Origin of the sequence: Janthinobacterium sp., assembly GCF_009923995.1 — a bacterium.
In the GTDB taxonomy this organism is placed as follows: Bacteria; Pseudomonadota; Gammaproteobacteria; order Burkholderiales; family Burkholderiaceae_D; genus Janthinobacterium.
In genome coordinates, this window is the sequence record NZ_RFSK01000098.1 from 1 (window position 1) to 12,538 (window position 12,538).

Consider the following 12,538-nt stretch of genomic DNA (forward strand, 5'->3'; position numbering starts at 1 on the left):
GCAAGCTGGTGCAGCAAGCTGGTGCAGCAAGCTGGTGCAGCAATTACAGGGCGCCGTCTTCCAGCGCCGGCGCCGTCACGGGCGTCATCATATGGCCGAGCTTGCTTTGCTTGGTATTCAGGTAGTGCTGGTTGAAGGCGTTGCGGTTGACCAGCAGGGGCACCCGTTCGGCCACCGTGATGCCCAGCGCTTCCATGGCCGCGATCTTGCGCGGATTGTTCGTCATCAGGCGCAGGCTGTGGATGCCGAATTGCGCAAACATGGGCTTGCACAAGGTGTAGTTGCGGGCGTCGGCCTTGAAGCCCAGCTGTTCATTCGCCTGCACCGTGTCGGCGCCCGCTTCCTGCAGGCGGTAGGCGCGGATCTTGTTGATCAGGCCGATGCCGCGTCCTTCCTGGCGCAAATACAGCAGGATGCCGCGGCCTTCCTCGGCGATGCGCTTGAGGGCGCCTTCGAGCTGGGCGCCGCAGTCGCAGCGCTGCGAAAACAGCACGTCGCCCGTCAGGCATTCGGAATGCACGCGCGCCAGTACCGGTTCGCCGTTGCCGACATCGCCCAGCACCATGGCCAGGTGTTCCTTGCCCGTGGCGTGTTCGACAAAGGCGTGCAGGGTAAACTGGGCCCACGGCGTCGGCAGTGCGCAGGAAGTCGTGTAATCCAATTCGCCTGTCGCCAGGAGGTCTGCGCCGCTTTGCATGGTTGTGCTCATATAGGTAATTGTCAAAAATAAAAGGCGCGCCTGACCACTCCGGTGCCGGCGCGCCCTGTCATCATACCAAAAAGCAGGGGAAACGATTTCCCCTGGCTGAGTTTTGAAGGCTGGAATGCCTGGTGTCCTTCCTCTAATTGCGGGCGGATCAGGCTTTTGCAAGGCGGCTGGCCTTGCCGAAGCCCCGCTCCACCAGCAAGAGCATGCCGCCGAAGATGGACAGGTTCTTCAGGAAATTCGTCAGCTGGTCCTGGTAGTGGGCCGCGTCCGCGCTCCAGAAGGCGTGGAAGATCACCGTCGTCGGGACCAGGAACAGCGCCAGCGCCAGGGCCGCCCAGCGTGCCTGCCAGCCCGTGATCAACAGCAGGCCGCCGCCCACTTCCAGGGCGATGACGCCGACGAGCAGGATGTTTGCCAGCGGCAAGCCCTGGCTGGCCATGTAGCCGGCCACGCCCGCAAAGCCGCCGATTTTCAGTAAGCCCGAGACAAAGAACAGCACGCCAAGGGCGGCACGGCCCAGGGGGAGCAGGATATCCGTATTGTTTTTCATGATTTTCTCTTTCGTTATCTAGCTATATATCAATTATTTCGGCAAATCGAAGACCAGCACTTCCGCGTCTTCCGCCTGCGTCAGGGTCACGGCCGCTTCCTGCGTCAGCTTCAGCGCATCGCCCGCTTTCAGGGGCGTGCCATTGACGACCAGGCTGCCGCGGATCAGGTGCACGTAGGCGATGCGGCCTTCGTCGAGCGCATGTTCGGCTTGCTCGCCTTCCTGCAGGATGCTGGCGTAGATGGCCGCATTCTGGTGGATCAGCACGGAACCCTGGCGGCCGTCGCCCGAGGCGATCAGGCGCAGCTTGCCCCGTTTGCTTTCCGGCGTGAAATGCTTCTCTTCATAGCTGGGCGGGATGCCCGTCACGTTCGGCTGGATCCAGATCTGCAGGAAGTGCAAGCCATCCGTGGCGGAATGGTTGAACTCGCTGTGACGCACGCCGTTGCCGGCGCTCATGCGCTGCACGTCGCCGTAGTGCAGCACGGAGCCGGTGCCCATGCTGTCCTTGTGCTCCAGCGCGCCGTCGAGCACATACGAAATGATTTCCATGTCGCGGTGGCCGTGCGTGCCGAAACCCTGGCCTGGCGTGACCCTGTCTTCATTGATCACCAGCAGGGGGCCGAAACCCATGTGCTTCGGATCGTGGTAGCTGCCGAAGGAAAAACTGTGGTGGGAATTGAGCCAGCCGTGGTTGGCGGCGCCGCGTTCTTCGCTGTGACGAATCTGTAACATGGTGGACTCCGTTTCTGTAAGTGAATGTGCGATAATTTCGAAGGACCGTTGCCTAGCAGTTGCCGTGGCGCCGTATCTGCCCTTCGCTGTACGATGGAGAAAGTATAGGCGTCCCGGGCGGGAAAGAAAAACGGAAAATCTTGCGACCTATGATCGAAAAAATCGAATGTTAAGACTGAGCCTGGAAGCCTTGCAAATCGTCGACGCCATCGACCGCCGGGGATCGTTCTCGTCGGCCGGCAAGGAGTTGCACAAAGTGCCGTCCACCATTTCCTACACGGTGGCCAAGCTGGAAGACGACCTGGGCGTGCAGGTCTTCCAGCGCAACGGCCCGAAGGTCGTGCTGACGGCGGCGGGACAGGAATTGCTGAAGGAAGGGCGCTACCTGCTGAAGGCGGCGCAGGACCTCGAGCACCGCGTGCGCCGCGTGGCCTCGGGCTGGGAGACGGAACTGGCCATCGGCCTCGATTCCATGTTTTCCGCCGTGGCCCTGGCCGAGGACGTGCGCGCCTTCTACGACGTGGCGCAGCAGACGCGCTTGCGCCTGGCGCAGGATGCCCTGTCCGGCACGTGGGAAGCGCTGCTGGACCGGCGCGTCGACCTGCTGGTGGGTGCGCCCGGCGACGGGCCGGCCGGCGGCGGCTATATCTCGCAGCCCATCGGCATGCTCGACTTCGTGTTTGCCGTGGCGCCGACGCACCCGCTGGCGCAGCTGCCCGGTCCCCTGTCGCGCGGCGACCTGCAGCGGCACCGCGCCGTGGTGGTGGCCGATTCGGCGCGCCAGATGGCGCCGCGCACGGTGGGCCTGCTGCTGGGGCAGGATGCGCTGACGGTGCCGAACATGCAGGTCAAGTTCGATTACCAGGTGCTGGGGCTGGGTTTCGGCTTCCTGCCGGGGCCGTGCGCGCGCGCCGCCATCGAGCGGGGCTTGCTGGTGGAAAAGGCCGTCGAAGAGCCGAAACCGTCGGAAACGTTTTACCTGGCGTGGCGCGTGGGCGAGGACGGCGCCGCCCTGCGCTGGTGGCTGGCGCGCATGCGCGACGCGCAGCTGTTTGCCCGCCTGGCGCAGCATCTGCCGGGGCGCGCCTGACGGCGGCGGGGAAGGGCTGCGCGCCATTCGGCCGTGCCTGCAAAATGTTGACATACGCCAACATTTTTAAGTTACCATATTCATAGTATTTCCACCGTATTCCTGGCCGACTTCCATGCCCCGTAGTGGGACTTTGATGATTACACAGACCGCAGCGCCCCTGATTCCTTCCCCTGGCTTGCTTTCCGCGCGGGGCTGCCGTGCTTGAGGCGAAAGTCGCGCAGTGCCTGCGCCTGGCCCAGGATGCCCGTGAACAGGCGGGGCCGCAGCAGGCCGCCACCCTGGCGCGGCTGCAGGAGGAGCTGGAGCGGCTGCGCGGCGCCAGCCGGCCCGTGGTGCGCGTGGCGCCCGCCGATGCCTTGCTGGAAATCGATCCCGATGGCTTCCTGATCGGCTGGAACCATGGCGCCGAACAGATGTTCGGCTATTCCGAACTGGAAGCGCTGGGCCAGCACATCCTGTTTTTGTACCCGGAAGACGACGCGGAAGCGAGCGTGCTGGAGTTGCATGCGGCGCCGGGCGACGTGGCCATGGATGTGCGCCGGCGCAAGAAGTCGGGCATGGTGACGTGGCTGCGCATGCACCGCCACGTGATCCACGACCAGGCCGGCAAGGGCTGCGGCATGGCCGTGCGCCTGTCGGCCTTGAGCGAGCCGCTGCCCGACGTGGACAAGGTCAAGTTGCATGCGCGCATCATCGAAGACAGCGAACAGGCCGTGCTGATCACGGATGCGGAAGAGCGCATCGTCTCCATCAACAGCTCGTTCAGCCGCATCACCGGCTATTCGCCGGCCGAGGCCATCGGCCGCACGCCGGACTTGCTGCGCTCGGGCGTGCACGATCCCGACTTCCGCGCCAAGGTGCGCGCCGCCATGCGGGGACACGGTTCATGGCGCGGCGAGATTATCGGCAAGCGCAAGAACGGCGAACTGTTCCCGCAGGACGTCACCATCAGCGTCGTGCGCGACGAATATGGCGAGATCAGCCACGTGTTTTCCCTGTTTTCCGATATCTCGGTGCACAAGGATGCGGAGGCGCGCATGCAGCGCATGGCCAATTACGACAGCCTGACGGGCTTGCCCAACCGCTGCCTGCTGAACCAACTGGTGGACCAGGGCCTGGCCGAAGCGAAACGCCAGGGCACGCACGGCGCGCTGATGGTCATCGACATCAGCCGCATCGGTTCCATCAGCGACACCTTGGGGCATGAAGTGGGCGACCAGCTGGTGATCGCCATCGGCCAGCTGTTCCGCGGCGCCCTGCGCGACGCGGACATCCTCGCGCGCGTCGACAACAGCAAGTTCGTCGTGGCCCTGCTGCACATCGAAAAGCGCGAACACGCGGCCAACGTGGCGCAAAAGCTGCTCAACCTGCTCGAGGCGCCCATCAACATCGATGCGCACGCGCTGCACGTGGGCGCCAGCATCGGCATCACCGTGTATCCGGAAGACGGGCTGGAAGCGCCGGCCCTGTTCCGCTTTGCCGACGTGGCCGTGGCCAAGGCGGGGCAGACCATCGAATCGACCTTTTTGTTCTACCGCGAAGACATGAACCGGCGCGCCAAGGAGCATCTGCGCCTGGAAAGCGAAATGCGCCTGGCGCTGGGCGACAAGGAGCTGGAGCTGCATTACCAGCCGAAAGTGAGCCTGGCCAGCGGGCGCATCGTGGGCGCGGAAGCCTTGCTGCGCTGGAAGCATCCCATGCGTGGCATGGTCTCGCCCGGCGTCTTCATCCCCGTTGCCGAGGAAACCAGCCTGATCCTGGAACTGGGCACCTGGGTGCTGGACGAGGCGTGCCGCCAGATCCGCAGCTGGGAAGACCGGGGCCTGCACATGCCCGCCATCGCCGTCAACCTGTCGGCGCGCCAGTTCGATGAACAGTTGCCGGCGCGCATAGCGGCCGTGCTGGAGCGCTACGGCGTGCGGCCCGAGCAGATCATGCTGGAAATCACGGAAAGCCTGCTGATGCGGGGCGCCGACAAGGTCATCGACATCATGAACCAGCTGGTGGCCATGGGCCTGGCGCTGGCGCTGGACGACTTCGGCACGGGCTATTCCAGCCTCGCCTACCTGAAGAAATTCCCCATCAGCACCCTGAAAATCGACCGTTCCTTCGTCATCGGCCTGCCCTTCGAGGAAAACGATTGCGCCATCGCCCGCGCCATCGTCACCATGGCCCAGCAGCTGCGCCAGGAAATCGTCGCCGAAGGAGTGGAAACGGCCGAGCAGATGCGTTTCTTGCGCGAACTGGGCTGCGACCAGCTGCAAGGCTATCTGTTCAGCCCGGCCGTGCCGGCCGCCGAATTCGAGCTGATGCTGGGCGAAGGTAAGCGCCTGCGCCTGGGCGAGGCCGTCGTCTAAGGCTGGTCCAGCCTGACCTTTTCCAGCAGATAATCGAGCATCACGCGCACGCGGGCCGGCACCTGCAGGCCCGGCCCGACAAAGACGGCGTGCACGAGTTCCCTGTCGCCCGGATTGTAGTCCTGCAGCACGGGGATCAGATCGCCGCGCTCGACGTCGCGCAGCACGTGCTGGCGCGAAAAACGTCCCAGTCCCATGCCGGCCAGCACCAGCTGGCGCATGCTTTCGCCATCGCTGACGCAGGTATTGCCCTGCGGCGCTACCTGCACGGTGCCGCCGGCACCATCGAGGAAGGGCCAGGTTTCGTTCTGGCAGCGGAAATTGAAGGCCAATAAATTGTGTGCGGACAATTCCTGCGGCGTGCGCGGCAAGCCGTGGCGCGCCGCGTAGGCGGGCGACGCCACCACCAGCATCGCGTCCTCGCCCAGCTTGCGCGCCACCAGGTTCGATTCCTTCAGCTTGCCCGTGCGGATGGCGATGTCGGTGCGGTCTTCCAGCAAGTCGACGACGGCATCGCTGACGACGACGTCGAGCACGATGTCCGGGTAGCGCTGCGCGAACTCGGGCAGGATGGGCAGCAGATGGCGCACGCCGAACGGCACGAAGCAGTTGATGCGCAGGCGCCCGCGCGGCGCCGCGCCCTGCGCCGCCTCGCGCTCGGCCCCATCGATATCGTCGAGGATGCGCTTGCACTGGATAAAGAAGGCGTCGCCCTCGGGCGTGGTGTGCAGCTGGCGCGTGCTGCGCTGGAGCAAGCGCGCGCCCAGGCGCGCTTCCAGGCGACTGACGAGCTTGCTCACGGCCGATGGCGTCAGGGCCAGGCGGCGCGCGGCGGCGGAAAAGGCGCCCGTTTCCACCACGGCGGCAAACACGGCCATTTCGAAGGCGCGGTTGATGTCTTGCCTGGCCATTATTGAATCCATTTCACAGGTGTTTCCATTATCGGAGTCTATATCAAAAGTGGAATGCCCGATACACTGGCCGGCTTGAACCCTAGCTGGAGCTTTCCATGACCACCGCACACCCTGTTTCTACTTCGCCCGCCACGATGCCGCCCGGCGTGCTGGCGCTGGCCGTCGGCGCCTTCGCCATCGGCGTGACGGAATTCATCGTCGTCGGCATCCTGCCCGCCATCGCCAGGGATTTGCGCATTTCCATCGAATCGGCCGGCTCGCTGGTGAGCCTGTATGCGCTGGCCCTGGCCATCGGCACGCCGCTGCTGGTGCTGCTGATGTCGCGCCTGCCCCGCAAGGCGGCCCTGCTGGGGCTGATGAGCGTTTTCCTGGCCGGCAATTTGCTGGCGGCCTTCTCGCACACCTTTGAGCTGTTGCTGTTCGGGCGCGTCATCACGGCCGTGGCGCACGGCACCTTCTTTGCCATCGGCGCCACGGTGGCGGCCAGCCTCGTCACGAAGGCGCAGGCGGGCAGGGCGATTTCCGTCATGTTTGCGGGACTGACCCTGGCCATGGTGATCGGCGTGCCGCTCGGCAGTTTCCTCGGCAACCTGATGGGCTGGCGTCTGCCCTTCTTTGCCGTCGTCGTGCTGGCCGCGCTGGGCCTGGCGGCCATGGCGCGCTGGCTGCCGCCTGGCTTGCAGCAAGGCAAGGGCGGCAAGGCCATGACGCAGCTGGCGGCTCTCGGTAGCGGCCCCATCCTGACGATGATGGCCATCACCACCTTCGGCTTTGGCAGCAGCTTTGCCGCCTTCACCTTCATCACGCCCATCCTGACGGACGTGACGGGCTTTTCCGCCACCATGGCCAGCGCCCTGCTGATCGTGTTCGGCGCCGCCACCTTTGCCGGCAACCTGGCGGGCGGCTACCTGACCAGCCACCTGGGCTGGCAAAAGGCCCTGCGCCTGATGCTGCTCCTGCTGGCCGCCACGCAGGTGGGCGTGGCCCTGAGCATCACCTCGCCGTGGATGATGACGGTGATGCTGTTCGTGTGGGGCGTGTTCGCCTTCGGCCTGTCACCCGCCCTGCAGGCCGGCATGCTGGCCACGGCCGAGCGCTACACGCCGCGCGCCGTCGATTTCGCCTCGGGCCTGAACATTTCCGCGTTTAATCTGGGCATTTCCTTCGGCTCCATGCTCGGTGCGCTGATGGTGTCGCGCCAGCTGATGGCGTCGTCGCCGTGGGCCGGCGTGGCCGCCGCCCTGCTGGCGCTGCTGCCGCTGGCCTGGCTGGCGCGCCGCAACCTGGCCTCGCACGTGGCGGGGGCGGCCGGGCATTGACGCCCGCGCAGCTTCAGGTATGCACGGCGGCGGCCGGTGCCGCTTTCTTCATGCGCTGCGCCATGTAGGAGCTGCCCATGGATGCGGCCATGATCATGGCGATGGCCAGCCACTGCCCGGCGCCCAGGCGTTCGTCCAGCAAAATGTACGCCAGCATGGCGGCCACGGCCGGTTCCATGCTGCTCATGATGCCGAAGGCCTGCGGCGTCAGCCGTTTCAGGGCCACCATTTCCAGCGAGATCGGTATCGCGCTGGAAATGAGGGCCACGCCCAGGCCCACGCCCAGCACCATGGGCGAGAGCAGGGCGGCGCCGCTGTGCGCCACGCCCACGGGCACCACCACCAGCGCGGCCATGGCCAGGCCCAGCGACACGGAGTGTCCCGCATGCAAGTGGCTGGCGCGCTTGCCGAAGACGATGTACGACGCCCAGCACACGGCGGCGCCCAGGGCGAACAGCACGCCGGCGGGGTCCAGGTGGCTGATGTCGTGGCCCAGCGGCAAGAGCAGCGCCAGTCCCGCCACGGCCAGCGCCACCCAGACGAAGTCGAGCGGGCGGCGCGACGCCAGCAGCGCTACGGCCAGCGGGCCGGAAAACTCGATGGCCACGGCGATGCCGAACGGGATCGTGCGCAGGGCCAGATAGAAGCACAGGTTGGTCATGCCCAGCGCGGCGCCGTACAGGGCCACCGTGCGCAGGTCGGCGCGGCTCAGCGGCCAGCGCCACGGGCGCCAGAACAGCAGCAGCAACAGGGCGGAAAAGCCCACGCGCACGGCCGTCGTGCCCTGCGCGCCCACCAGCGGGAACAGGCTGTGCTTGGCCCAGGAGGTGCCCAGGCCCAGGCAGGTGACGGAGCCGAGGATGGCCAGCAGGGGGATGAATGAGGCATAGCGGCGCAATGGCATGGTGATAAAGGGCTTGATATGGGAATGGCGAAAGTTTATTGTGTCTGATCCGATATTTGCACTCCATTTTGACCATCATGACGCAACTTTCGCTCACCAGTGCGGCCCCGTCCGTCACGCTCGACGCCTTCGATCTGGCCATCCTCGACCTGCTGCAGCAGGACAACACGACGTCGCAGCGCGACATCGCCCAGGCCGTGCACCTGTCCGCGCCGGCCGTGCAGCGGCGCATCCGGCGCCTGCGCGAAAGCGGGGTGATCCGCAACGAGGTGGCCGTGCTGGACGCCAGCCGTCTGGGCCGGCCCCTGACCCTGACGGTGGAAGTGCACCTGCACGACGAGCACCCGCTGCGCACGGCGGGCCTGCGTTCGCGCATCATGGCCGAGCCGGCCATCCAGCAGTGCTACGGCATCACGGGTGAAGCGGACTATCTGCTGATCATCACGGCCAGCACCATGGCCGAATACGAGGCCCTCACGGAGCGCCTGTTCGGCGGCGACGACAATATACGGCGCTTCCGCACCTCGGTGGCCTTGACCTGCCTCAAGGTGGGCCTGCACGTGCCGCTGGGCCGCTAGCGCTACAGCGCCAGCATACTCATGGCGCCGGCGGCGCCCAGCGCCACGGCCGCCGCCGCCAGCGACAGGGAAAAGCCGTGGCCGGGGCTGTATAAAGCGCCGGCCACGAGCGGGCCGGCGATCTGCCCGGCGCCGTAGGCCAGGGTCATCCTGGCCAGCAGGCTGGAACCCGTCTGGCGGGCGCTGCGCTGCGCCGCCGGCATGGCGATGGTGACCGTGCCCGTGAACGTGGCGCCCACGAGGATGGCGCTGAGCAGGTAGCCGGCCGCGTTGTCGAGGAACACGGGCAGGATGACGCCGGCCGCCTGCAGCAGCAGATTCCAGCACAGGGCCTGGCGCGTGCCGAGGCGGTGATGCAGGCGGTACCACAGGAAGCAGGATGGCGCCGCCCCCAGGCCGAACACGGCCCACACGTGGGCCGGATCCAGGTCCGGCAGGGCGCTCCTGACGAGGGTGGGCAGATACGTGGCCGTGATGATGTAGCCGAAGCCGGCCAGGCCGTACAGCGCCACCAGCGGCGTGGCCTGCACGGGCGCCAGCGGCGCGGCGTCGATGGGTTTGCTGTCAAGCACGGTGTCCGTTCCCGTCGCCAGCAAGCCCCGCGCGGCGGCCAGGCCGGCCAGCAGGCTGACAGCGCCCAGCAGCAGCCACAGTCCGCCGCTGCGCAAGCCCGTCCACGTGCCCAGCGCCAGCAGTTCGGCGGAAACGGCGATGCCGATGCCGACGCCCGCATACAGCAGCGGCGCGCTGCGCGGCTGGCGGCGCTGCTCCAGCAGCCACAGCGAGGCGGCGATCATGGCCAGCGCACTGAATACGCCGGCGATGCCGCGTACGAGCAGCAGCAGGGGCGCCGACGTGACGACGGCGAGGAGGGCCAGGCAGAACGCCGTGCCCAGCATGGCCCACAGGCACAGCCGGTGCGCGCTGGCGGCCCGCGCGCGCATGCCCAGCAGGGCGCCCAGCAGATAGCCGGCGTAGTTGACGGACGCGGCCCAGCCGCCCTCGGCCAGGCTGATCAGTCCTTCGTCGATCATGTGCGGATAGATGGCCGTGAAGGCGAAGCGGCCGAATCCCATGCCGATGGCCATCACCAGCGCCGCATCGACGGCCTGGCGCAGCGGCGACGGGACAGGCGCGGCGCTCATGCGCCCGCCGGCCACAGCTGGGCCGTGAGGTTCTGGAACGCGGGGACGTCGTAGCCCTGGCGCCACACGAGGCAGGTGTCCAGCGGTCCCAGCGCGATGGCGGGCAGGGCGCCCGCCGCCGGACTCAACTGCAGCACGCTGGCCGGCAGCACGGTGACGCTGGCGCCGGCCGCCACGCAGGCGATCATGGCGTGGTAGGAGCCCATTTCCTGGATTTGCCAGTCGCCGCTGCCGGCGATGCCCAGCCAGCGCTCGGCCGCGCTGCGGTAGGTGCAGCCTGGCGGAAAGGCTGCCAGCGAGCGCGGCCGGACGTCGCGGGCGGCCTGCGTGTCGGGTGTGCCAGCCGGCAACAGCAGCAATAGCTCTTCGGTCCAGATGGCCCGCGCCTGCAAGCCCATCTCGGCCAGCTCGTCGTGCCCGTCCGGGGCGGGCGGCAGCGCGGCGAAGGCGCAGTCCAGGTGGCCCGTGCGCACTTGCTCGACCAGCTGGCGCGACGGCCCCGTCTGCAAGGTGAGCCGCGTGGCCGCATGCTGCGCATGGTAGCGAGCCAGCACGGCGGGCAGGCGGCTGGCGGCCGTGCTTTCCATGCTGCCGATGCGCAGGCTGCCGCCGTCGCGCCCGCCCGTCACCGCCTGGCGCGCCTCGTCTTCCAGCGCCAGCATGCGTGTGGCATAGTCGTGGAAGCGTTCGCCCGCGCCGGACAGGGCGATGCGCTTGCCCGTGCGCGCGAACAGCGCCACGCCCAGGTCCGCCTCGAGCTGCTGGATGCGCGTCGTGACGTTCGACGGCACCCGCCCCAGCCGGGCGGCCGCATTGGTAATGCTCAGTTCAGCGGCGACGGCGCAGAATATCCTTAACGATTCGGAATCCATATGATTTCTCCATTGAGAATGATATTATATATTCATTCTGAATTTGAGAATATTCATTTGATTGTTGTCACTGGAAGGAAACGGCCATGTCCCCATCCCCGCATTTCTTTGAACAGTTGTCCGTGCAGCATCCGCTCGTGCAGGCGCCGATGGCGGGCGTGTCCACGCCGTCCCTGGCCGCCGCCGTCTCGAATGCCGGCGCCCTCGGTTCGCTCGGCATCGGCGCCAGCTCGCCCGCGCAGGCGCGGCAGATGATCGCCGAGATGCAAGCCCTGACGGGAAAGCCGTTCAATGTCAACGTGTTTTGCCACGCTCCGGCGCGCCGCGATGCGGTCCGCGAAGCGGCATGGCTGGCCCACCTGGCGCCCCTGTTCGCGCAGGCGGGCATCGCCGTGCCGGCCGCGCTCGAGGAAATCTATCCCTCGTTCAACCATGATGACGAGGCCCTGCGCATGCTGCTGGCGCTGCGTCCCGCCGTCGTCAGCTTCCATTTCGGCCTGCCGCCCGCGGACAAGCTGGCGGCGCTGCGCCAGGCGGGCATCCGCACCATGGCGACGGCGACGAATGTGCAGGAAGCGGCCGTGATCGAGCGGGCCGGCATCGACGCCATCGTCGCTCAGGGCGTGGAAGCGGGCGGGCACCGGGGCCTGTTCGATCCCGACGTCCCCGACGAGGGCCTGGGCATGGCCGTGCTGGTGCGCCTGCTCGTCAGGCGCGGCAGTTTGCCCGTCGTGGCCGCCGGCGGCATCATGGACGGCGCCGGCATCCGCGCCGCCCTCGACCTGGGCGCGGCGGGCGCCCAGCTGGGCACGGCATTCATCCTGTGCCCGGAATCGGCCGCGTCCGCCGCCTACCGCGAGAACCTGCAAAGCGAACGGGCGCTGCACACGCGCCTGACGGCCGCGCTGTCCGGCCGCCCCGCGCGCGGCATCGTCAACGCGCTGATCGCCCACGGCGACGCGGCTGGCAGTCCGCCGCCCGCCGCCTACCCCGTCGCTTACGATGCCGCAAAACAACTGCACGCTGCCGCCGCCAAGGCCGGCCATCACGGCTATGCCGCCCATTGGGCGGGGCAGGGCGCGCCCCTGTCCCGCGCCATGCCGGCGGCGGACCTGGTGCGCACCCTGCTCGACGAGATGCGCGCAACAGGCGCGGCCCGCTGAACTTTCCGGCCGATGGGGGAGCGTGGACAGGGAATGGCCGTGGCGGGGTCGCTGGCCGGGCAGCTGATGGCGGAACTGCAGCGCCTGCGCGCGGGGAGCGGCACGCCGGCGCTGGCGGCGCGGCGCTTCGCGCAAGCCATCGACGCCAGCGTGGACGCGCCCGGGGCGGCCGGACAGCGCGGCCGTCAGGCGCGTGTGC

12 protein-coding genes are annotated in these 12,538 nt (G+C 67.3%); 5 read left to right on the forward strand and 7 right to left on the reverse strand.

Annotation, left to right across the window (positions count from 1 at the left end; translation table 11 throughout):
- Nucleotides 1-43: 43 nt before the first annotated feature.
- From ribA to EBS11_RS26885, 3 genes are all read right to left on the reverse strand, one after another.
- Nucleotides 44-697: a GTP cyclohydrolase II gene (ribA, locus tag EBS11_RS26875; RefSeq protein ID WP_290608301.1), complete on the reverse strand. Its 654-nt coding sequence runs from the start codon at nucleotides 695-697 to the stop codon at nucleotides 44-46.
- A gap of 160 nt (nucleotides 698-857) precedes the next feature.
- Nucleotides 858-1,259, reverse strand: coding sequence for a DoxX family protein (locus tag EBS11_RS26880; RefSeq protein WP_290608303.1), 402 nt, complete (start codon nucleotides 1,257-1,259; stop codon nucleotides 858-860).
- A 33-nt stretch (nucleotides 1,260-1,292) separates the two neighbouring features.
- A complete protein-coding gene (locus EBS11_RS26885) occupies nucleotides 1,293-1,994 on the reverse strand; it encodes a pirin family protein (RefSeq protein WP_290608305.1) in 702 nt (233 codons plus the stop codon).
- 166 nt (nucleotides 1,995-2,160) lie between these two features.
- Between EBS11_RS26885 and EBS11_RS26890 the strand changes: the two genes are divergently transcribed.
- Together EBS11_RS26890 and EBS11_RS26895 are read left to right on the forward strand one after the other, a co-directional pair.
- A complete protein-coding gene (locus EBS11_RS26890) occupies nucleotides 2,161-3,084 on the forward strand; it encodes a LysR substrate-binding domain-containing protein (RefSeq protein WP_290608311.1) in 924 nt (307 codons plus the stop codon).
- Nucleotides 3,085-3,284: 200 nt separating this feature from the next.
- On the forward strand, nucleotides 3,285-5,444 hold the full coding sequence (locus EBS11_RS26895; protein ID WP_290608313.1) for an EAL domain-containing protein: 2,160 nt from the start codon (nucleotides 3,285-3,287) through the stop codon (nucleotides 5,442-5,444).
- Here the strand turns inward: EBS11_RS26895 and EBS11_RS26900 are convergent.
- Nucleotides 5,441-6,355 (reverse strand): LysR family transcriptional regulator, encoded by a 915-nt coding sequence (locus EBS11_RS26900; protein ID WP_290608315.1) that lies wholly within the window; start codon nucleotides 6,353-6,355, stop codon nucleotides 5,441-5,443. The genes EBS11_RS26895 and EBS11_RS26900 overlap by 4 nt on opposite strands.
- Before the next feature lie 98 nt (nucleotides 6,356-6,453).
- On the opposite strand from EBS11_RS26900, the gene EBS11_RS26905 reads away from it, so the two are divergent.
- The gene (locus EBS11_RS26905; RefSeq protein WP_290608317.1) at nucleotides 6,454-7,677 is read left to right on the forward strand and encodes an MFS transporter; all 1,224 of its coding nucleotides are present in this window, start codon (nucleotides 6,454-6,456) and stop codon (nucleotides 7,675-7,677) included.
- A gap of 13 nt (nucleotides 7,678-7,690) precedes the next feature.
- Here the strand turns inward: EBS11_RS26905 and EBS11_RS26910 are convergent, their stop codons facing one another.
- The gene (locus EBS11_RS26910; protein ID WP_290608319.1) at nucleotides 7,691-8,581 is read right to left on the reverse strand and encodes a DMT family transporter; all 891 of its coding nucleotides are present in this window, start codon (nucleotides 8,579-8,581) and stop codon (nucleotides 7,691-7,693) included.
- Between the two features lie 77 nt (nucleotides 8,582-8,658).
- Between EBS11_RS26910 and EBS11_RS26915 the strand changes: the two genes are divergently transcribed.
- The gene (locus EBS11_RS26915; protein ID WP_290608320.1) at nucleotides 8,659-9,159 is read left to right on the forward strand and encodes an Lrp/AsnC family transcriptional regulator; all 501 of its coding nucleotides are present in this window, start codon (nucleotides 8,659-8,661) and stop codon (nucleotides 9,157-9,159) included.
- 2 nt (nucleotides 9,160-9,161) lie between these two features.
- Here the strand turns inward: EBS11_RS26915 and EBS11_RS26920 are convergent, their stop codons facing one another.
- On the reverse strand, nucleotides 9,162-10,304 hold the full coding sequence (locus tag EBS11_RS26920; RefSeq protein WP_290608322.1) for a YbfB/YjiJ family MFS transporter: 1,143 nt from the start codon (nucleotides 10,302-10,304) through the stop codon (nucleotides 9,162-9,164).
- Nucleotides 10,301-11,176, reverse strand: a complete 876-nt coding sequence (locus EBS11_RS26925; RefSeq protein WP_290608324.1) for a LysR substrate-binding domain-containing protein — start codon at nucleotides 11,174-11,176, stop codon at nucleotides 10,301-10,303. The genes EBS11_RS26920 and EBS11_RS26925 overlap by 4 nt, the downstream gene beginning before the upstream one ends.
- A gap of 86 nt (nucleotides 11,177-11,262) precedes the next feature.
- On the opposite strand from EBS11_RS26925, the gene EBS11_RS26930 reads away from it, so the two are divergent.
- On the forward strand, nucleotides 11,263-12,339 hold the full coding sequence (locus EBS11_RS26930) for a nitronate monooxygenase (protein ID WP_290608325.1): 1,077 nt from the start codon (nucleotides 11,263-11,265) through the stop codon (nucleotides 12,337-12,339).
- The last annotated feature ends 199 nt before the right edge of the window (nucleotides 12,340-12,538 follow it).